Here is a 20,838-nt window from a genome sequence, read left to right on the forward strand (position 1 = left end):
ACCGCCGCACCATCAGGAGCAGAGATCGCGGCAGGCTCCATGGGCTGAGGTGCGGGCGGCGATGATGGTTCAGGCGCCGACTGGCAGGCGACAAGCATGAATGCCGCGAAACCGAGCGTCGGAAAGAGACTGTTTGGTGGAGCCAATCGGGATCGAACCGACGACCTCTTGAATGCCATTCAAGCGCTCTCCCAACTGAGCTATGGCCCCACTCCGGCAGTCAGCCGTCGCCGTTGCCGGCGAGAGGTCCGGCGCGGGTTTCAGGACCGCGCCGTTTAGTGCAGGCGGCTTCTAACCCCGCCTTCCCTGAAGATCAAGCCTTCGAGGGCCGCTTTTTCGTCATAGCCCGTGAACGCCGCTAAATGCATGCGTTCGAAGCGTTCTTAGACTTCGTCGTCGTCGTCGCCGACGCCGATCATGTCGGCGACATCGTCGTCTTCTTCCTCTTCGTCGGCAAGGAAAGTATCGTCCTCATCGTCGCCTAGATCGACATCGTCCTCGTCGTCGCCCAGGTCGGGAAGCTCGTCGCCGGCCTTGACGTCTTCGTCGGCCTCTTCAAGCGAGACGACTTCAACGCCTTCTTCTTCCTCGGCGTCCACTTCCTTCTCGGCCACTTCCTCTTCCTCTTCGAGGGCGGCGATCTTGCCGTCCTCGAAATAGGAACGCGGATACGTCTTGCCCGTATAGGGCGAGACGACAGGGTCCTTGTTCAGGTCGTAGAATTTTCGGCCCGTTTCAGGGTCGACACGCTTTGTGCCAAGTTCGTTTTTTGCCACGTCAAGCCTCGTCAGTAAAAGAGTGGTCCCCTTAACCACAGTTTACCGCGCTGTCAAAGCGAAAAGCCGGCGTCACAAAACCAAGCACTGAAAGGCCTCGCGCCAAGCGACGACCATGGGGATGACCATTCGTGCCCGCCGTGATACGAGACCGCCGCAACAAATGAAAAGCGCCGGTGCGCCGGCATTCCGTCCAGGGAAATTCCATGTCTCACGCCGCCGCTGCCAAGCCGGCCACCGCCCGCAAATCATCCGCCCTTTCCGGCACCGCTCGCGTGCCGGGCGACAAGTCGATTTCGCACCGTTCCATGATGTTCGGCGGCCTTGCCTCCGGCGAAACCCGCGTCACCGGCCTGCTCGAAGGCGAGGATGTGATGCGCACGGCGGCCGCCATGAAGGCGATGGGCGCGCATATCGAGAAGCGCGGCGCCGAGTGGGTGATCCGCGGCACCGGCAATGGCGCGCTGCTGCAGCCGGAAGGCCCGCTCGATTTCGGCAATGCCGGTACCGGCTCCCGCCTCACAATGGGCCTCGTCGGCACTTACGACATGGAAACGACCTTCATCGGCGACGCATCGCTGTCGGGACGGCCGATGGGCCGCGTGCTCGAACCCTTGCGCCAGATGGGCGTGCAGGTGCTGAAGGCGACGCCGGGCGACCGCATGCCGATCACGCTGCATGGGCCGAAACACGCCGCACCCATTACCTACCGCGTGCCGATGGCCTCGGCGCAGGTGAAGTCGGCCGTGCTGCTGGCAGGCCTCAACACGCCCGGCATCACCACCGTGATCGAACCGGTGATGACGCGCGATCATACCGAAAAGATGCTTAGGGGATTTGGCGCCAATCTCTCGGTCGAGACCGACGAGCGCGGCGTGCGCCACATCTTCATCGAGGGCCAGGGCAAATTGACGGGGCAGACCATCGCCGTGCCCGGCGACCCCTCCTCGGCCGGCTTCCCGCTGGTCGCGGCACTGATCGTGCCGGGTTCGGACATCGTCATCGAGAACGTGCTGATGAACCCCACCCGCACCGGCCTGCTTCTAACGTTGCAGGAAATGGGCGGCCAGATCGACATCTTGAACCCGCGCAATGCCGGCGGCGAGGATGTTGCCGATCTGCGCGTGCGCTACTCCGAGCTCAAGGGCGTCACCGTGCCGCCCGAGCGGGCGCCGTCTATGATCGACGAATATCCGGTGCTGGCGGTTGCCGCGAGCTTCGCCGAGGGCGAGACGTTGATGCAGGGGCTGGAAGAGCTGCGGGTGAAGGAATCCGACCGACTGGCAGCGGTTGCCAATGGGCTGAAGCTCAACGGCGTCGACTGCGCCGAAGGCGAAGCTTCGCTCGCGGTGCGCGGAAAGCCCGGCGGCAAGGGGCTGGGCGGCCATCCCAATGGCCAGGACACGACGGTGCAGACGCATCTCGACCATCGTATCGCCATGAGCTTCCTGGTAATGGGGCTGGCAACGGAAAAGCCGGTGACCATCGACGACGCCGCCATGATCGCGACGAGTTTCCCGGAGTTCATGGGTCTGATGACGGGGCTCGGTGCGGAGATCGGGTAGGTTGATGCCAAGCGCAAAGCAAGCAGAGATGTCGGCGGGACAGCGCCCCCCTCTGTCCTGCCGGACATCTCCCCCTCAAGGGGGGAGATCGGCCGTCACAGCGGCTTTCGCCAGTTTTCGAAATTGCAGGAAAGAGTGGGGCGCAGAAGCTTCTGATCTCCCCTCTGGAGGGGGAGATGTCCGGCAGGACAGAGGGGGGCGCGAAGGATCGCGGCGTCTGTCTTTCGTGTTGGCCCGCCAATGACCTTCACCATCGCCATCGACGGTCCCGCCGGCGCCGGCAAAGGCACGCTGGCCCGACGGCTGGCCGACCACTACCGCCTCAACCTGCTCGACACCGGCCTCACCTACCGCGCCGTCGCCTATGCGTTGATCCGGCACGCGCTGCCACTCGACAATGTCTCAGCAGCCGAAACCGCCGCACGCCAGGTCGATCTGGCAAAGCTCGACCGTGCGGTGCTGTCGGCGCATGCGGTTGGCGAGGCGGCCTCGAAGGTCGCGATTTACCCTACCGTCCGGCGCATCCTGGTCGAAAAGCAGCGCGATTTCGCCAGGACACCGCCAGGCGCGGTGCTCGACGGGCGCGACATCGGCACGGTTGTGTGCCCTGACGCCGACATAAAGCTCTATGTGACGGCGAGCGCCGAAGTGCGGGCGCAGCGCCGGCTGGCCGAGATCGAAAGCATCGGCGGCACCGCCGATTTCGCCGAAATTCTTGCCGATATTGTGCGCCGCGACGAGCGCGACATGGGCCGCGCCGACTCGCCGCTGAAGCCGGCGGCGGACGCGCACTTGCTTGATACCTCCGAAATGGCTATAGAGGCCGCGTTTCTGGCGGCCAAAGCGATCATCGACGACGCCCTGGCCAAGAGAGACAAAGCCTGATCCAGGGTTTTCCCGCTCCACCGATTGCCGGAAGCGAAGAAAATACCCATATCGGGCACGAACCAGCCTGCCAGCATTCTTCATGCGCCGGAATTGCCGCTTAGGCGGCCCAGGGCTTTTGTAGCCCGGAACGCCGGCAGGCCAACGCAACGCTAACCCACGGCGCCCGTCCCGCTTCAGATGCGGGGCACTCCAGGAGAAAATATGTCAGCTGCAAATCCCACTCGCGACGATTTCGCGAGCCTGCTCGAAGAATCATTTACCACCGGTCACTCCGGCGAAGGTCAGGTCGTCAAGGGCACGATCCTGGCGATCGAAAAAGACATGGCCATCATCGATGTCGGCCTCAAGGTCGAAGGCCGCGTGCCGCTGAAGGAATTCGGCGTCAAGGGCAAGGACTCGACGCTCAAGGTCGGCGACACGGTCGAGGTCATGGTCGAGCGCATCGAAAACGCGCTGGGCGAAGCCGTCCTGTCGCGCGACAAGGCCCGCCGCGAAGAGAGCTGGGTCAAGCTCGAAGAGAAGTTCACCAAGGGTGAGCGCGTCGAAGGCGTCATCTTCAACCAGGTCAAGGGCGGCTTCACCGTCGACCTCGACGGCGCCGTGGCCTTCCTGCCGCGCAGCCAGGTCGATATCCGCCCGATCCGCGATGTCTCTCCGCTGATGCACAACCCGCAGCCCTTCGAGATCCTCAAGATGGATCGCCGCCGCGGCAACATCGTGGTGTCGCGCCGCACCGTGCTCGAGGAAAGCCGCGCCGAACAGCGTTCGGAAATCGTGCAGAACCTCGAAGAAGGCCAGGTTGTCGAAGGCGTCGTCAAGAACATCACCGATTACGGTGCGTTCGTCGACCTCGGCGGCATCGATGGCCTGCTGCATGTCACCGACATGGCATGGCGCCGCGTCAACCACCCGACCGAGATCCTCAACATCGGTCAGACGGTCAAGGTGCAGATCATCCGCATCAACCAGGAAACCCACCGCATCTCGCTCGGCATGAAGCAGCTCGAGAGCGATCCGTGGTCCGAGATCGGCACCAAGTTCCCGATCGGCAAGAAGATCAAGGGTACCGTCACCAACATCACCGACTACGGCGCGTTCGTCGAGCTGGAGCCGGGCATCGAAGGCCTCATCCACGTTTCGGAAATGTCGTGGACCAAGAAGAACGTGCACCCCGGCAAGATCCTGTCGACGACGCAGGAAGTCGACGTGGTCGTGCTCGAGGTCGATCCGGCCAAGCGCCGCATCTCGCTCGGCCTCAAGCAGACGCTCGAGAATCCGTGGCAGGCTTTTGCCGCGAGCCATCCGGTCGGCAGCCAGGTCGAGGGCGAGGTCAAGAACAAGACCGAGTTCGGCCTGTTCATCGGCCTTGAAGGCGACGTGGACGGCATGGTGCACCTCTCGGACCTCGACTGGACCCGTCCGGGCGAGCAGGTCATCGAAGAGTACAATCGCGGCGACATGGTCAAGGCGCAGGTGCTCGACGTCGACATCGACAAGGAGCGCATCTCGCTCGGCATCAAGCAGCTGGCCAAGGATACGGTCGGCGAAGCGGCGACTTCAGGCGAACTGCGCAAGAACGCGGTCGTCACCTGCGAAGTCACCGGCATCAAGGATGGCGGCCTGGAAGTGCGGCTGGTCGACAGCGGCATAGAGACCTTCATCAAGCGCAACGACCTCAGCCGTGACCGTGACGAGCAGCGCCCCGAGCGCTTCTCGGTCGGCCAGAAGCTGGACGCCCGCGTCATCGCCTTCGACAAGAAGACCCGCAAGCTGCAGGTCTCGATCAAGGCGCTGGAAATCGCCGAAGAGAAGGAAGCCGTCGCACAGTACGGCTCTACCGACTCCGGCGCTTCGCTGGGCGACATCCTTGGCGCCGCGCTGAAGAAGCAGGGCAGCTAAGCCGCTTTGCGCGCAGCGCGTAAGCCGCTTCGCGCAAGCGTAAGCCTCGGCTGCGCCTCGCGCGCAGCCTGAACAAGAAAACCCGCGGGCCGCAAGGCTCGCGGGTTTTTCATGCTCGGCTGCGCGATTGGCACTAGACTAAGACTGTGCAACCCCTTCAATTCCACACGCGCGGTTGTAGGCTCGGCCGTCGTTGCAGACGTAAACACGGAAGTCCGGCCCTTCGGGCAACGGAGAAGCATGCGGGATGAAGGTCGTCGAACTCTATCGCTATCCGGTCAAGAGCCTGCGCGGCCATGCCGTGCCGAGCGCCGACATCGAGACAATGGGCATGGAAGGCGACCGCCGCTGGATGGTCGTCGACAAGGATGGGCAGTTCCTCACCATTCGCCAGATACCTGATATGACGACGATCGACGTCGAGCATCGCGGAACGGGCATCCTGTTGAAACATGACAGGCATGGCTCGCACTTCGTCGAGGCTCCGGCTCCCGGCACCGCGCTCCGGCAAGTCAAGATCTGGAAGGATATGGCTGCCGCGCGGCCGGGCGATCCGGCCGCCGGCGCCTATCTCTCGGCTATTCTTGGCCGGCCTGTCGATCTCGTCTATTTCGACGATCCGCAAAACCGGCCGGTCGATGCGGAATTCGGCCAGCCCGGCGATTTCGTCGGCTTTGCCGACGGTTTTCCGCTGCTGATCGCCACGACAGGCTCGCTGAACCATCTGAACAGCCATCTTGCCAGGCCCATCGAGATGGCGCGGTTCCGGCCAAACATCGTCGTCGACGCAGAAGGCGCATGGCCTGAAGACAGCTGGAAGACGATCCGCATCGGCACGGTGGAGTTGCGGATCGCAAAGCCCTGCTCGCGCTGCGTCATCACCACCCGAGATCCGTTGAGCGGCGAGCAGCCGGACCCGCGCGAGCCGTTGCAGACGCTTGGCAAACTCCACTGCTCCGCCAAGGGCGGCATCATCTTCGGCCAGAATGCGATTCCCAACAACGCCGGCGCGATCGCCATCGGCGACGCAGTCGAGGTCGTGGAAGCGGGCGTCTCGAACCTGACGTAGTCGCAGGCCTTCTAATGCCGTGGAGGCGTCGGCGGACGCCATGATTGAATGGCCAACCTCCGCTGTAGACTCAGGCGAGGTCGGCAAAGGCCGCCATCGGAAGCCAAACCAAATGAGTCGCCTGCGCGGCGGAACTTCAGGCGCGGCCGTAAAGTGGCGCCAGCGTTCCGCTCATTGCCAGATTGGCCGGTGATGCCAGATAGGCGATTGCCTCGGCGGCGGCTTCGAGGCTGACCCATTTGCCGAAATCGGCATCCGGCATGTCGGCGCGGTTGGCCGGCGTATCGAGCGTCGAGGGCGCCACCGCGTTGACCAGTATGCCTTTGTGCTTCAGCTCTTCCGCCATCGCCACGGTCATCGCCGCCACTGCCGCTTTGCTCGCGGTATAGGCGACCATGCCGGCGCCTCGGCGCGGGTCGAGCCCGGCGCGTGCCGTGACATTGACGATGCGGCCCGCTGTGTTCGAGCCCAACATGGAGCGCACTGCCGCGCGGCAGCACAGAAAGGCGGTGCGGGCGTTGGTGTCCATCATTTCGGCAAAGGATGCGGATTCGATTTTCTCGACGGGGGCCATGGCAAAGCCGCCGGCCAGATGGATGGAGGCCCACAATTCGGGAACGCTGTCATAGAAGGCATCGACCTTGGCAGGATCGGCGAGATCGACATTGTGCGCCAGCCGGACGCGATCATGGGCCGCGAAGGGGAAATGCGTGGGGGCCGACGCGTGGGCATTGGGCACATGGCAGATCGCGCCGTCCGCCAGCAATTTGCCGACGACCGCGGCACCCAGCGCCCCGGTGCCACCGGTCACCACGATATGCTTGCCCTGAACTGTTTCCGTCATCCTGGACGCTCCTGTCGTTTCTTATGATTATGTCGCTTGTCGTGCCGACCCGACGCAGAGCGTCGCGCCTTTTGCACGATCACTCAACCGACATCTCGACATGGCAGTTGTTGCGTCTTTGCATCGCTCGAAGCCGCCGACCGCCCCTTCCGACCCCCGCGCATGGACGTACGGCGCGCGGCCAGGCGTCAGTCGATGGTGATTTCGATGACGTGAGGCATGCCCGTTGCGCGTGCGCGTTTGAGCGCATCGGCGAGACCGGCAGTACCGGCAAGCCGTTCGGCTGATATGCCGTAGGCATCGGCCAGCTTGCAGAAATCCGGCGGCGCCGGGGACACGCCGACCGGCTCGACGCCGACATCGAGCATCGACGTTTCGATCTCGCGATAGCCTCTGTTGTTCCAGACGACGAAGATGACCGGTGCGGGTGCATCGAGCGCCGCGCCCAGCTCCGGCAAGGTGAACTGAAAGCCGCCGTCGCCGGTGAGGCAAACCACCGGCACGCCGGGCGTGGCGAGCGCTGCGCCGATCGCCGCCGGCGGCCCGTAGCCGAGCGCGCCGAAACCGGTGGCGGCGTTGAACCAGCCGCCTGGCCGGTCATGGTCGTAATAGAGATTGGCGGCGTAGATCGGCTGCGTGGAATCGCCGACGATGATGGCGCCCGGCAGTGCGTCGCGGATGGTTTCCACCGCACGCACCTGCGCGGCATAGGCCGGGCTGAGCTCGGCAAAGGCCGCCTTCCTCGACGCGGCTGCGCGGCTCTCGCCGTCCTTCGCTGCGGCATGATCAGGGTGGAGCGCGCCTAGCAGTGCACCAAGCGCCTCCGCGCAATCGGCCTGGATGCCGACGCTCACCGGGCGGCGGGCGAGCTGGTCGGCGCCGATATCGATGCGGATCAGATTGGCGGGCAGCACGAAGCCGCCGTCGCTGTAACCGTCATAGTCGGTCGGGCCGAATTCGGTGCCGGCGGCGATGACCAGATCGGCGTCTGCCATCAGCGCACGCACCGCCTTCAGGCTGGGGCTGGCCGGCACGCAAAGCGGATGCGCGTGCAGCAGACCGCGCGCATTGGCGGTCTGGACGACAGGTGCGCCGAGCCGCTCGGCCAGGCGCTGCAGTGGCTGTTCGGCGCGCTTGGCGCCGCCACCGGCAAGGATCAGCGGCCGGCGCGCGGCTGCGATCAGTTTGGCTGCCTCGGCAATGGCTGCGCCATCCGGCGCCGGCGGCGCTGCATTGGTGAGCGAAGCAGCGATGCCGTCGGCCGGTTTGACCATGACGTCGGTCGGGATCTCGATATGGACGGGGCCCGGCCGCGACGACGAAAACAGCGCGAAGGCCCGCGCCAAAGCGCCAGGCAATTCGCTGGCCTCGGTGACACGCTGCGAAAACAGCGCCACCTTCTCCATCATGCCGCGCTGGTCCGGCAGTTCGTGCAGGAAGCCCAGCCCCTTTCCCAGCGTCGGCATCGCGTTGACGCCCGAAATCACCAGCATCGGCACCGAATCGGCGCGCGCCTGGCCCAGTGCGGTGATGGTGTTGGTCAGCCCCGGTCCGGTGATGACAAAGGCAACGCCCGGCCGGCCGCTGGCACGGGCATAGCCGTCGGCCATGAAGCCGGCGCCCTGTTCGTGACGCGGCGTGACATGGCGCATCTTTGAACGCGCCAGCCCGCGGTAAAGCTCGACAGTGTGGACGCCAGGAATGCCGAAAACGGTGTCGACGCCATGCGCTTCGAGCAGCGTGATCAGCGCTTCGCCGATGGTGGTCATAGCTTCTCTCCCTTTTGCGGCGCGAGGCCGAGCTCGGCCTCTATGGCTTTGACGCCGATCGCCGCCAATTCGCCAGGCGAGAACATCTCTGCGGCCAGACAGCCTTCGATCCAGAGCCCGTCGATGATCGCGTTGATGGCAATGGCATGGCGGCGCAGTTCATTTGCGTTTGGCCTGCGCTGCTCGGCCCCGAGCACTTCGGCAACGACTGCTTCCACCTCGTTGCGAAAGCCAAGATAGCCTTCGCGGTGGGCGCGAGCCAGGCTCGGATCCGCGCCGGCGCGGCCGATGAAGGTTGCCCAGAGCGAAAACACGCGTGCATCGGTGATCGGGGCGTTGAGGTTGGCGGTAACGAAGGCCGCAAGGCGCTGGCGCGGCGCGGCGTCTTCCATGAGCAATGCTGCCTTCGCCTGCTCGGTCATACGGCCCATCAGCGCCGCGTACGCTTCCTGCAGCAAGTCTTCCTTGCCGGGGAAATAGTGCCGGATCAGCCCCGCGGTGACGCCGGCGCGCAGTGCGATGGTGCGCAGGCTGGCGCCCTCCAGCCCATGTTCGGCCACGCTGTCCAGGGTCGCGTCGATCAAATCCTGCCGCCGCCGCTCCTCGCCCTCGCGGCGGAACTTGCGGCGCTCATTCATTGCCGCAGGATGGGCCGCGTCAGGCATGTCGGCCCACCTTCGCAGGCGATGCAGAGGGCATCCGCCTCGAAGATTTGAACCGTGCAGCCGGCGGCTTCCATCGCGGCCTTGGTCTTGGGAAAGCCGGCGACGGCAATGACTTTATGCGGGCTGGTCGGCAGCACGTTCAGGCTGAGGCCGTTGGACGCGGCAAACTCTTCGGCGTCGCCTTCCACCAGCCGGATGCCGCGCGCCTTCAGCAACTGATAGAACGGCGCCGGCAAAAGCGGTGAATAGACCAGGGCCAGGTCATCGGCCAGCGGGCTGATCACCGACATCAGATGCAGGCACGCCTCCTCGCCCTGCCACAGCGGCAGATCGAAGCCGTAGACGGAAATGCCGAGCGGCGTCAGCAGGTTGGAAACCTGCTGTATGCCTTCCTGGTTGGAGCGCACCCCGCGCCCGATTACCAGCGTGTTTTTATCCAGCCATACGCAATCGCCGCCTTCGACCTGGCCGGGAGCCTCGACGCGGCCGAGGATAGGAATACCCAGGCGTGTGTAGGTTTCCTCATGCAGCGATGGCTCCCGGGCGCGCAATGGCTTGCCCATGGACAGGATCAGCGCGCCGCGGTCGGTCATCAGCGACGGGTCGTGGGTGAATACGGAATCCGACAGCCCGTCGGCCTTGTCATCGATCCATTCGATTTCGGCGCCGGACGCCGTCACCAGCTCAGCGAGAGCCGCGTGCTGCGCCGCCGCTTTCGCCGGGTCGAAACCCGGGCCATAGTGCCAGATAGCCCGGTCGGCACCGCGCATGGCATTGGCCGCCGACCGCATCAGCACGCGCCGCAACGGCGCCGCCATGGACTGTGATCCGAAAGCGCTCATCGGTGCCCTTTTCAATGCCGTGTTCAGGGTGAAAAAAATGGAAGAAATTTCATCGGAGGCTATTTATACACTTGCACAATAAGGCCGCAAGTGCCGTAATGAGCGGGATTGACGGGCTCGCGCTGTTGGGTCCATGCTGAAGTCTGGAGTGGGCATTACAGCGTATGTTGATTAGCCGGATAGACGTTCGACGATCTGCCGTGGACCCTGTGGCAGAGGTTCCCCGGTGAGCGCGGCGGGAACCGCCGCAGTCCAATCCGGCAAGGCGCAGGACGGCGCCGCCGAAGCCATCCATGTCGAGAACCTGCACAAGAAATTCGGCCAGCTGCATGTGCTGAAAGGCGTTTCGCTGTCGGCGCGCGACGGCGAGGTGATCGCCATTATCGGCGGCTCGGGTTCCGGCAAGTCGACGCTGCTGCGCTGCATCAACTGCCTGGAAAACCCGACCAGCGGCATCATCCGCGTCAATGGCGAGGAGATCAAACTCAAGGCCGACAGCCACGGCCACACCGTGCCCGCCGACCGCCGGCAGATCGAACGCATCCGCGCCAAGCTCGGCATGGTGTTCCAGAACTTCAACCTGTGGAGCCACATGACGCTGATCGAGAACGTCATCGAGGTTCCGGTGCATGTTCTGGGCGTAAGACGCGACGTGGCGATCAGGGAAGCCGAAAAGCTTTTGGCGCGCGTCGGCCTCGCCGAAAAGCGCGACGTCTATCCGGCCTATCTCTCCGGCGGTCAGCAGCAGCGCGCGGCGATCGCCCGCGCCCTGGCCATCAACCCGCGCGTCATGCTGTTCGACGAGCCGACCTCGGCGCTCGACCCGGAGCTGGTTGGCGAGGTGCTGAAGGTGATCGGCGACCTGGCGCACGAGGGCCGCACCATGGTGCTGGTCACGCATGAAATGAAATTCGCCCGCGAGGTCGCGACCCATGTCGTCTACCTCTGCAACGGGCTGGTCGAGGAAGAGGGGCCGCCGGAGCAGATATTCGGCGCACCGAAATCCGAAAGGCTGAAGCAGTTCATCCGCAACATCGGCTAGGAAGCCGGGACGGAAGAAAACCGGGAACCAACAACAAACTGGGAGTCGTGACATGAAGACTATTCTGAAAACATTCGCCGCAGCGCTGCTGCTCGGCGTCGCCGCCATGGGCGTGGCCAAGGCCGATCCGGTCAAGATCGGCGTCGCCGCCGAGCCCTATCCGCCCTTCACCTCGCCGGACGCTTCCGGCAAATGGGTTGGCTGGGAAATCGAGTTCATCGACGCCGTCTGCGCCGAGGAGAAGCTCGACTGCGTCATCACGCCTGTCGCCTGGGACGGCATCATCCCGGCGCTGACGACCAAGAAGATCGACGTCATCGCCAGTTCGATGTCGATCACCGCCGAACGCGAGAAGACCATCGACTTCTCGGATAAGTACTACAACACGCCGACCGCCATCATCGGGCCGAAGGACCAGAAATTCGGCGCCACGCCGGACGATCTCAAGGGCAAAGTGCTCGGGGTGCAGGTGTCGACCACCCATTCGGCCTATGCCAAGAAGCATTTCGGCCCCACGGCCGCCGAGATTAAGGAATACCAGACGCAGGACGAAGCCAACAACGATCTGGCCGCAGGCCGCCTCGACGCCGTCCAGGCGGATTCGATCGCGCTCGACGCATTCCTGAAGTCGGACCAGGGCAAGGCCTGCTGCGATCTGAAGGGCATGGTGGCTCCGGACGATGAAGTGCTCGGACCGGGCGTGGGCGCCGGCGTGCGCAAGGAAGACACCGACCTTAAGGCCAAGATCAACGCCGGCATCAAGGCGATCCGCTCGAACGGCAAATATGACGAGATATCGAAGAAATACTTCGATTTCGACATTTACGGTGGTGGCGGCGCGCAGTCGAACTGACGATCCTCGCATGAGCTGAGGGGCACGGCGCCAACGCCATGCCCCTCCTGCCCGACCTTTCCCAGACATGCTGCCACCGACGCTGCCGTCGGCGGTGGTTGAAGCCAGCAATCCGGGGGCGACGCTGATCGACGCACTTCTTTCGGCCTCGGCGGCCGGCATCATAGAACTTCTCTCGCCCAATCCGCCGGGCTGGGGCGGCACGCTGTTGCTTGGGCTGCTCCATTCGATCGAGATCGCGCTCGGCGCCACGGTCCTTGGTCTCCTGATCGGCACCGGTGGCGCCTTTGGCAAACTTTACGGCGGGCCGGTCGTACGCGACTTGCTGGCGGTTTACACCACCATCGTGCGCGCCGTGCCCGAACTGGTGCTGATCCTGCTGCTCTATTATGCCGGAACAGACCTGATTAACCAGGCGCTGACGGCAATGGGCTACCAGCGCGTCGACGTCAGCGGCCTTGCGGCAGGCATCGCCGTGCTCGGCTTTGTCCAGGGCGCCTATTCGACCGAAGTGATCCGTGGCGCCATCCTGGCCATACCGCAGGGCCAGATCGAAGCCGCTCGCGCCTATGGCATGTCACCCGGGCTCATGCTGCGGCGCATCACCTTGCCGGCGATGCTGCCCTTCGCCATACCCGGGCTCGCCAATCTGTGGCTGATCGCCACCAAGGATACGGCCCTTCTGGCAGTCGTCGGCTTTTACGAACTGGCGCTGGCGACGCGGCAGGCGGCGGGCGTCACCAAAGCCTATTTCACCTTCTTTTTCGCCGCGGGCGTGCTCTATCTCATCTTGTCGCTGGTCTCCAACCTGCTCATCGGCCGCCTCGAGGCCTGGTCGCGGCGCGGTATGCCGTCGCTCAAGGATGCGCGCTGATGGCCGGAGAAGCGACCATCATCAACGCTGCCGCGCGCACGTCGCTGTGGCTGCAGCCGCATCGCATCGTGCTGATCCTGGTCGCGATCGCGCTGGTTTTCGGCGCAGCCTTCTTCATGCGCTGGGATTGGCTGCCGCAATATTACGAAATGGGGCTTCTCGGCATCTGGCGGTCGCTGTGGATCCTGGCCGTCACCTGCTTTCTCGGCTTCCTGCTCGCCGTGCCGCTCGGGCTCGCGCAGGCCGCCGGCTCTTTCTGGTTTTCCGCGCCCGCCAGGACATTCTGCACCGTCATCAGGGGCACGCCGCTGCTGATCCAGCTATGGCTGCTCTATTACGGGCTGGGCTCGCTGTTTCCGCAATTTCCCTGGATCCGCGAATCCTGGATGTGGCCGTATCTGAGGCAAGCCTGGCCTTATGGCGTGCTGGCACTGACCTTGTCCTTCGCCGGCTATGAGGGCGAAGTAATGCGCGGCGCCTTTGCCGGCGTGCCGAAGGGGCAGTTAGAGGCGGCCCGCGCTTTCGGCATGAGCCGCTGGAAGATTTTCCGCCGCATCTGGCTGCCGCAGGCCATCTACCGGGCGCTGCCGACGCTGACCGGCGAAACCGTGCTGCAGCTGAAGTCGACGCCGCTGGTGGCGACGATCAGCGTCATCGACATCTTCGCAGTCTCGTCCAAGGTCCGGCAGGACACCTACCTCACCTACGAACCCTTGCTGCTTTTGGCGCTGATCTACATGATCATCACCGGCATACTGGTGTTTGCATTCAGCAAGATCGAGGCGCGCATACCGAACAAGGTGGGCTAGGGAATAGTGAGCAGGCAGTAGTGAGTAGTCAGCATATGACCGGGAAACCGCTTGCTTTCGCTACTCCCTACTGACTACTCCCTACTCACTCTCACCACCAATCGGGTCCGCACCATGCAACTCTCTCTCGACCAGGCAACAGGGCTGTGCCGGATGGCGGCGCTCGGCGCCGGCGCCAATGAGGAGGCGGCGAGGTCGCTCACCGCCTCGATCATTGCCGCCGAGGCGGAAGGGCTTTCGACCGTCGGGCTGACCCATTTCATCGATTACCTCGAAGCGCTGGAAGCCGGCCGCATCGACGGCAATGCCGATCCCGTGATCACCAGGCCGGCGCTCGCCGTCTATCTCTCCGATGCGCGTGGCGGCCTCGCCCATACCGGCTTCGACCGCACCATCGACGACCTCGCCAAGGCGGCAAGGCTGTTCGGCGTCGCCATCTTCTCGCAGAAGAACGCTTATACCTGCGGCGCACTAGGCTATTTCACCGGGCGTCTGGCGCAATTGCGATTGGTCTCCTTCGCCGCCACCAACGGGCCGGCGGTGCTGGCAGGCTCGGGCTCGGTCAAGCCGGTCTATTGCACCAACCCGATGTCGTTTGCGGCACCCGCCGCTGATGGCGCGCCGCTGGTCATCGACCAGTCGTCGAGCGCCACCGCCTTCGTCAACATCCGCAAGGCGGCCGAGGACGGCAAGAAGATCCCCGAAGGCTGGGCGCTGGACGCCAGCGGCAACCCGACCACCGATCCGGCCGCGGCCATGAAGGGCGCCATGCTGGCCTTCGGCGGCCAGCGTGGCGCCAACATCGCGCTGATGGTCGAAGTGCTGGCGGCTGGCCTGTCGGGCGCCAACTGGTCGCTCGACGCGCCATGGTTCAGCGGCGGACCGGACAGCCCCGGAACGGGCCTGTTCGTGCTCGCCGTCGAACCCAAGCTGCTCGACCCGGATTTCGAACAGCGCATGAAGGATCAGCTCGACCGGCTGCGCCGGCGCTTTGGCGTGCACGTGCCGGGCCGGGCGCGGGCCGAAGCGGCCGAGAAGGCGCAGGCGCGCGGCATCAATGTCCCCAAGGCGGTGGTGCAACGCATTTCCGAATTCGCCGAGCGCTATTCGGGCTGAAGAATCCTTCTTTATCAAACAATTTAAACTGACCTTCCGGTTGGCGAGGGGCAGGCGCGCATTTGCGCCGCCTGCTGAACCTTCTTGCGTCTTGCGGCGACCCATCCTTGTCCAGGGCAAGGTGAGCTTGCCCGAACCAGACCGGAGGAAACACCCAACCAAATCGAAAGCCTGCTTCACGGTAGTGTGCTGAGAGTTCTGCAAATTCGCTGAGAGGGGGCGGTCATGGCAGGCTGGTGATTGTTCACGTCACCTGATTCCCGCGAAGGAACGCCACCATGACCAAGACTGAAGTTAAGACCGCCAGCGCTGCCGTCAAAGACATTTTGCTTTCGAACCCGGATGGATTGCACGAAGTGCTCCGTGCGGTGATGCAGGAGGTGCTTGAGGCCGAGATGGACGAGGCGCTGGGTGCCTCGAAGAGCGAGCGCACGCCCGAACGGCTTGGCTATCGCTCGGGCTATTACGGCCGCACCCTTGTGACGCGGGTCGGCAAGCTCGAGCTGCGGGTTCCGCAGGACCGGGCCGGGCGCTTCTCCACCGAGCTGTTCGAGCGCTACCAGCGTTCCGAGCGGGCTTTGGTGGCGACACTGGCGGAGATGTATGTGCAGGGCGTGTCGACCCGCAAGGTGAAGGCGATCACGGAAGAACTGTGCGGCCATGCCTTCTCGGCCTCGTCGATCTCGGCCATCAACAAGCGGCTGGACGAGAGCCTCGCTGCCTTTGCTAGGCGCCCCCTTCAAGAGCCGTTTCCTTACCTCATCCTCGATGCGCGCTACGAGAAGGTGCGTGAAGCCGGTGTTGTCATGAGCCAGGCGGTGCTGATCGCGGTCGGTATCGACTGGGACGGAAGGCGCCAGATCCTGGCCGTGGAGATGGCCAATCGCGAGAGCCGCTCGGCCTGGAGGGACTTCCTCGTCAGCCTCAAGGCGCGCGGCCTCAAGGGCGTCGAGTTGGTTGTGTCCGACGATCACGCCGGCCTGGTGGCAGCGATCGGCGAGGTGATCCCCGAAGCCGCCTGGCAACGCTGCTACGTGCACTTCCTCAGGAACGCGCTCGATCATCTGCCGAGGAAGCACGGCGACGACTGCCTGCAGGAATTGCGCTGGCTCTACGACCGGCGCGATCTCGCAGAGGCCAGGGCTGATCTTGCCGCATGGCTTGCCAAATGGTCGGCACGCTATCCGCGCCTGACAGGCTGGGCCGAGGATGCCATCGAACAAACCCTGACCTTCTTCAGGCTGCCGAGACAGCACCACAAGCATCTCAAATCCACCAACATGCTGGAGCGGCTCAACGAGGAAATCCGCCGGCGCACCTATGTCGTGCGCATCTTCCCCAATACCGAAAGCTGCCTGCGCCTGGTCAGGGCGTTGGCCGTCGAGACCAATGAAAACTGGATGGAGGCCAACCGATACAATATGGACGACCTGAGCGAGCACAAGAAGCTCGCTCTGCGCCAAGCCGCATGACCAGCATCATGGCCGCCCCATTTTGCAGAACTTGACGCACACAACCTGCTTCACGCGAAGGGTGTGCCCTTTGCGCTCCGGAAACATCAACCGCAATCAAAGGAAATCATCATGACCAACACCAAGACCACCTTGCTGATAGCAGTCCTTCTGCTCGGTTCTTTCATGGGCGCCACCCAGGCGGCCTCCCTGAAGGCCGCGCCGGTCAAGCCATCTTCGGCCGGCGTCATCACGGCTCCGAGCGGCGGTGCAACCGAGGACCATTACTGCAAGAACGGCCACGCCAAATTTGCCAATTGCAGCGCCGACTTCATCGCGGCCTGCAAGCAGGTCGGCGGCACCATGTCGGATGTCCAGGGCTGGGGTGGGCGTACTTGCTTCACGCCCTCCTGATACCGTCTCAGGTCAGGCCGCTCCGTCGGCCCCTGGCTTCGTCATGATGCTGCCCGGAAAACCCCGCTTCGGCGGGGTTTTCTGCGTTTCATCCCTCCGTGAGCAATAAACATGACGGTGAAAGTTAACTTTTGTTAACTTGACTTGATGGGACCATCGGGCGTTTGCGAGAGGTCATCACAACAACAGGAGCTACGATGTCCGCAACCACCGACGCCTCCCGCGGCAGACTGATCATTCCGGTGTTTGGCCGCCTGTACTCGTCGCTGCATGACGGCGCCGAAACCCTTCTGCGCGTCGTCGCCGGCGGGTTTCTCACCATTCACGGCTCGCAGAAGATCACCAACCCTTTCGGCGCCGCCGAGATGGTCGAAGGCCTCGGCTTCTATCCCGGCGCGTTCTGGTCGTTGCTTTTGTCCTGCACCGAATTCTTCGGCGGCATTCTGATCGCCATCGGCCTGTTGACTCGGCCCGCCGCCTTTGCCGGCATGATCGTGCTGCTGGTCACCGTCTGGTTCCACTGGATCACTGTCGGCCAGGGCTTTTCCGGCGCTGAAAAGTCGCTTCTATGGGCGGCGATCCTGCTGTTCTTCGTTATCCGCGGCGGCAACCACCAGTCGGTCGACGCGCGCATCGGCAAGGCGTTCTGAAGGGTCTATAAGAGGGTGGCAGCGACGACGCGTCACCCTTTGCCTTTGGCCCAAAACGGACTATGAAACGGCTTCAGCCAAGCTTTCGAGCGCCGGAGCCAGCCATGACCGAAATCCTGCAGATCCCCAAGCTCGTGGTCGTCTTCGGCGGCTCCGGCTTCGTCGGCCGCCACATCGTGCGGGCGCTGGCCAAGCGCGGCTACCGCATCAGGGTGGCGGTGCGCCGGCCCGATCTGGCGGGACATCTGCAGCCGCTCGGCAATGTCGGCCAGATCCAGCCGGTGCAGGCCAATGTGCGCGTGCGCTGGTCGGTCGACCGCGCCGTGCAGGGCGCCGACCATGTCGTCAATCTGGTCGCCATCCCGCATGAAAGCGGCCGGCAGAAATTCAACACCGTGCACGAATTCGGCGCCCGCGCCGTCGCCGAAGCCGCACGCTCGGTCGGCGCAGGGCTCACCCACATCTCGGCGCTGGGCGCCGACCTCAACGCCGAATCCGACTATGCCCGCACCAAGGCGCTCGGCGAAAAGGCCGTCCTGGAGACGATCCCGGACGCCGTCATCTTCCGTCCGTCGATCAATTTCGGACCGGAGGACAGTTTCTTCAATCGCTTCGCCGACATGGCGCGCTATTCGCCGGTGCTGCCGCTGATCGGCGGCGGCCAGACCAAGTTCCAGCCGGTCTATGTCGGCGATGTCGCCGAAGCCGTGGCGCGTTCGGTCGAGGGCAAGGTCAAGGGCGGCCAGATCTATGAACTCGGCGGGCCGCAAGTGCTCACCTTCAAGCAGTGCATGGAAGAACTGCTCACTGTCATCGAGCGCAAGCGGCTCCTGGTACCGGTGCCGTGGTGGATGGCCAATCTGCAGGCCTCGATCCTCGGCCTGCTGCCCAACCCGTTGCTGACCAAGGACCAGGTGCTGCTGCTGCGCCAGCCCAACATCGTGTCGGAGGAAGCCAACAAGGCCAACCGGAACCTTGCCGGCCTCGACATCCAGCCGCAGTCTATCGGCACCATCCTGCCCAGCTATCTCTGGCGCTTCCGCGCCGCAGGCCAGTTCCAGCGCAAGCCCGCCGGTATCGCGTAACAAGGCGTTGCGCCGTTAAACGCGCCGCGTCACCTGCATCGGCAGGCCGCCTTGCGGCTGTGTCGTCAGTTTCTGCACCGGCCACGGCTTGGTCTCGGCGGTCACATCGAAGCGGAAGCGCGACAGCATGATGGCCAGCGCAATGATCGCCTCCTGCATGGCGAAGCTGGCGCCGATGCAGATGCGCGGACCGGCGCCGAACGGCAGATACTGGAAGCGGTCGATCTTCTCGCGGTTTCCCGGATGGAAGCGTTCGGGCATGAAGGCGTCGGGCATGTCCCACAGTTTTCTGTGGCGGTGGACGACCCAAGGCATCACCAGTACGGCCGCGCGCTTGGGGAGCACCAGATCGTTCCAGGTCTCCGTCTCGATCGGCTCGCGGTTGATCGACGGCGCCGGCGGATAAAGCCGCAGCGCCTCCTCGAAGGCGGCGCGGGTGAACGGCATTGCGTCGAGCCATTTCGTTGGGTCGGGTTCGCGCGCCAGCACGGCCTCGATCTCGCGCTCGACCTTTTCACGCTCCCACGGCGCTTCGGCGAGGCAGTAGATCGTCCAGCCCAGTGCCCGCGCGGTGGTCTCGTGGCCGGCGCCGATGAAGGTGATGATGTTGTCCTCGACTTCCGCCCGCGTCAGCCCGTCGGGGCCTTCGGCGCGCAGCAGAAGCGTCAGGAAATCCTGCGGCGCGGTGTCGGGGTCGCGCTTCAGCCGCTCCTCGCGCATCTTGACCGTATCGGTGACGATCTTGCGGAAATAGGCCATGGTCTTGCGGCCGCGGATGCGGGTCAGCCGCGGCAGCCATTCGGGCGCGCGCAACAGGTCGAGCGGATCGACACGGCCCATCGTTTCGAACAGGCGGTCGATCTCCTGCGCGAAACTGCCGGGCTCGCCCGCAATCTCGCCCGAAAACAGCGTCTCGGCCAGGATATCGTAGGTGAGCAGCGTCATGTCATGGGCGACATCGGTCATGCCGCCTTCGTCATAGCGGGCGACGAACTGCATCGTGCGGCGCAGCATCGGCTCGGCGAAGCCGAAGATATGCCGCGGCGTGAACACCGGCGCCATCGCCTTGCGCGAGCGCTTCCACACCTCGCCTTCGGCGGTCAACAGCCCGTCGCGCAAGATCGGTCGCAGGATCATCTGGCGCACCGTCGCCATCTTGTAGTTCTTGGCGTTGTCGATCAGCACGTGGCGGATAAGGCCGGGATCGTTGGCGACGATCAGATGCCCGCCGACGCCATTCGCCGAAATCCAGGGCTCGTTGTAGGTGTGCTCGCCCCACAGTTCGAGCGGATTGCGGTAGACGATCCGCATCATCTCCAGCGTCGAAGGCGGCGTCGTGCGCGGCCTGGGCGCCGGCGGCACGAAGGGGACGGGCTGCGTGTCCATGAGGTGCTCCGCTGATAGCTCAGATGTAGTGGCTGGCAATCCGGGCGTCCATGTGACCGAACGGCAAACTGAAACGCTGTAGCGAGAATGCCTCGACAGACAATCTGTTCATCGGATCGTGACCGCCTGTGAAACGCTCGCGCCTTGTCCAATAGGGCACTCTGCCGTAGGTGATAGTCACTAACAGATACTGCCACCAGGAGAGCCCGCTTGAAGCACCAGCTGAACATCATCATCGGCAGCACGCGGCCGGGCCGCGCCGGGCCGGTCTTCGCCCATTGGCTGGAGGATTTTGCCCGCGAGCACGGCAAATTCGAACCGGTGCTGACCGACATTGCCGCATTCCAGCTGCCGGTTCTGGACGAACCGCACCATCCGAAACTCGGCAAATACGAGAAGGACCATACGAAGGCCTGGTCGAAGGCAATCGACGCCGCCGACGCCTTTGTCTTCGTGGCGCCGGAATACAATTATTTCGTCGCTCCGGCGATCGTCAACGCGATCGATTATCTATCGCGCGAGTGGAAATACAAACCTGCCGCCATCTTCAGCTATGGCGGGGTTTCCGGAGGCCTGCGCGCCGCGCAGGCGCTGAAGCCGCTGCTGACCGCGGTGGGCGTCATGCCCATCTCGGAAGGCGTCGCGCTGCCGATGTATCAGAAACTGCTGGAGAGCGACGGCTCCTTCCAGGCTAGTGAGCAGGTAGAGGGTGGGACCAAGACCATGCTGGACGAGCTCTCGCGCTGGAGCGGGGCGCTGAAGCCGATGCGGGCTGCGTAACGCAGCCGGCCCCGGCTTGCTCATGCCATAAAGAGGTGGAATGGTCGGCAGGTGACTGAGC

The 20,838-nt window shown here is 64.0% G+C and carries 20 protein-coding genes and 1 tRNA gene; 14 read left to right on the forward strand and 7 right to left on the reverse strand.

The genetic code is table 11. From position 1 onward, the window contains the following. Positions 1-134: 134 nt before the first annotated feature. Positions 135-210: transfer RNA gene (locus NLY37_RS24960), tRNA-Ala, on the reverse strand. Between the two features lie 173 nt (positions 211-383). Then, positions 384-776 (reverse strand): TIGR02300 family protein, encoded by a 393-nt coding sequence (locus NLY37_RS24965; RefSeq protein WP_023671313.1) that lies wholly within the window; start codon positions 774-776, stop codon positions 384-386. A gap of 206 nt (positions 777-982) precedes the next feature. On the opposite strand from NLY37_RS24965, the gene aroA reads away from it, so the two are divergent. From aroA to NLY37_RS24985, 4 genes are all read left to right on the forward strand, one after another. Then, the gene (gene aroA, locus NLY37_RS24970; protein WP_023671314.1) at positions 983-2,341 is read left to right on the forward strand and encodes a 3-phosphoshikimate 1-carboxyvinyltransferase; all 1,359 of its coding nucleotides are present in this window, start codon (positions 983-985) and stop codon (positions 2,339-2,341) included. A gap of 240 nt (positions 2,342-2,581) precedes the next feature. Next, positions 2,582-3,226, forward strand: coding sequence for a (d)CMP kinase (cmk, locus tag NLY37_RS24975; RefSeq protein ID WP_023671315.1), 645 nt, complete (start codon positions 2,582-2,584; stop codon positions 3,224-3,226). Between the two features lie 204 nt (positions 3,227-3,430). Beyond that, on the forward strand, positions 3,431-5,128 hold the full coding sequence (gene rpsA, locus NLY37_RS24980) for a 30S ribosomal protein S1 (protein WP_023671316.1): 1,698 nt from the start codon (positions 3,431-3,433) through the stop codon (positions 5,126-5,128). 247 nt (positions 5,129-5,375) lie between these two features. Continuing rightward, positions 5,376-6,197 (forward strand): MOSC domain-containing protein, encoded by an 822-nt coding sequence (locus NLY37_RS24985; protein WP_023742298.1) that lies wholly within the window; start codon positions 5,376-5,378, stop codon positions 6,195-6,197. Between the two features lie 136 nt (positions 6,198-6,333). On the opposite strand, the gene NLY37_RS24990 is transcribed toward NLY37_RS24985, so the two are convergent. The 4 genes from NLY37_RS24990 to NLY37_RS25005 form a co-directional block, all read right to left on the reverse strand. Beyond that, positions 6,334-7,041, reverse strand: coding sequence for an SDR family NAD(P)-dependent oxidoreductase (locus tag NLY37_RS24990; protein ID WP_023742299.1), 708 nt, complete (start codon positions 7,039-7,041; stop codon positions 6,334-6,336). A gap of 188 nt (positions 7,042-7,229) precedes the next feature. Then, positions 7,230-8,810 carry a 5-guanidino-2-oxopentanoate decarboxylase gene (locus NLY37_RS24995; protein WP_023742300.1) on the reverse strand — a complete coding sequence of 527 codons (1,581 nt, stop codon included), beginning with the start codon at positions 8,808-8,810 and terminating at the stop codon, positions 7,230-7,232. Beyond that, entirely contained in the window at positions 8,807-9,475 is a 669-nt protein-coding gene (locus NLY37_RS25000; protein ID WP_023742301.1) for a TetR family transcriptional regulator C-terminal domain-containing protein, read from the reverse strand. Before NLY37_RS25000 ends, NLY37_RS24995 begins: the two co-directional genes overlap by 4 nt. Beyond that, positions 9,445-10,317 carry a dimethylarginine dimethylaminohydrolase family protein gene (locus tag NLY37_RS25005; RefSeq protein ID WP_023742302.1) on the reverse strand — a complete coding sequence of 291 codons (873 nt, stop codon included), beginning with the start codon at positions 10,315-10,317 and terminating at the stop codon, positions 9,445-9,447. Before NLY37_RS25005 ends, NLY37_RS25000 begins: the two co-directional genes overlap by 31 nt. A gap of 226 nt (positions 10,318-10,543) precedes the next feature. Between NLY37_RS25005 and NLY37_RS25010 the strand changes: the two genes are divergently transcribed. The 9 genes from NLY37_RS25010 to NLY37_RS25050 all read left to right on the forward strand — a co-directional run bounded on the left by NLY37_RS25010 (position 10,544) and on the right by NLY37_RS25050 (position 18,611). After that, positions 10,544-11,359: an ABC transporter ATP-binding protein gene (locus NLY37_RS25010; protein ID WP_023742303.1), complete on the forward strand. Its 816-nt coding sequence runs from the start codon at positions 10,544-10,546 to the stop codon at positions 11,357-11,359. Between the two features lie 52 nt (positions 11,360-11,411). Further along, entirely contained in the window at positions 11,412-12,212 is an 801-nt protein-coding gene (locus tag NLY37_RS25015) for a transporter substrate-binding domain-containing protein (RefSeq protein WP_023742304.1), read from the forward strand. 208 nt (positions 12,213-12,420) lie between these two features. Continuing rightward, positions 12,421-13,086, forward strand: a complete 666-nt coding sequence (locus tag NLY37_RS25020) for an ABC transporter permease (RefSeq protein ID WP_032893169.1) — start codon at positions 12,421-12,423, stop codon at positions 13,084-13,086. Further along, complete coding sequence (locus tag NLY37_RS25025) at positions 13,086-13,895, forward strand: ABC transporter permease (protein ID WP_023725951.1); 810 nt, start codon at positions 13,086-13,088, stop codon at positions 13,893-13,895. Before NLY37_RS25020 ends, NLY37_RS25025 begins: the two co-directional genes overlap by 1 nt. A gap of 114 nt (positions 13,896-14,009) precedes the next feature. Continuing rightward, the gene (locus tag NLY37_RS25030) at positions 14,010-15,011 is read left to right on the forward strand and encodes an Ldh family oxidoreductase (RefSeq protein ID WP_023742305.1); all 1,002 of its coding nucleotides are present in this window, start codon (positions 14,010-14,012) and stop codon (positions 15,009-15,011) included. Between the two features lie 278 nt (positions 15,012-15,289). Further along, complete coding sequence (locus tag NLY37_RS25035) at positions 15,290-16,483, forward strand: IS256 family transposase (protein ID WP_286440615.1); 1,194 nt, start codon at positions 15,290-15,292, stop codon at positions 16,481-16,483. Positions 16,484-16,594: 111 nt separating this feature from the next. After that, complete coding sequence (locus tag NLY37_RS25040; RefSeq protein ID WP_023671327.1) at positions 16,595-16,876, forward strand: hypothetical protein; 282 nt, start codon at positions 16,595-16,597, stop codon at positions 16,874-16,876. A 197-nt stretch (positions 16,877-17,073) separates the two neighbouring features. Beyond that, a complete protein-coding gene (locus NLY37_RS25045; RefSeq protein ID WP_023742606.1) occupies positions 17,074-17,526 on the forward strand; it encodes a DoxX family protein in 453 nt (150 codons plus the stop codon). A gap of 104 nt (positions 17,527-17,630) precedes the next feature. After that, positions 17,631-18,611 (forward strand): complex I NDUFA9 subunit family protein, encoded by a 981-nt coding sequence (locus tag NLY37_RS25050; RefSeq protein WP_023742605.1) that lies wholly within the window; start codon positions 17,631-17,633, stop codon positions 18,609-18,611. A 15-nt stretch (positions 18,612-18,626) separates the two neighbouring features. Here the strand turns inward: NLY37_RS25050 and NLY37_RS25055 are convergent, their stop codons facing one another. Then, on the reverse strand, positions 18,627-19,997 hold the full coding sequence (locus NLY37_RS25055) for a cytochrome P450 (RefSeq protein ID WP_023742604.1): 1,371 nt from the start codon (positions 19,995-19,997) through the stop codon (positions 18,627-18,629). 210 nt (positions 19,998-20,207) lie between these two features. Between NLY37_RS25055 and NLY37_RS25060 the strand changes: the two genes are divergently transcribed. Next, positions 20,208-20,777, forward strand: coding sequence for an NADPH-dependent FMN reductase (locus NLY37_RS25060; protein ID WP_023742603.1), 570 nt, complete (start codon positions 20,208-20,210; stop codon positions 20,775-20,777). Positions 20,778-20,838 lie beyond the last annotated feature (61 nt).

The organism is Mesorhizobium sp. C395A, from assembly GCF_030323205.1.
Lineage (GTDB): Bacteria > Pseudomonadota > Alphaproteobacteria > Rhizobiales > Rhizobiaceae > Mesorhizobium.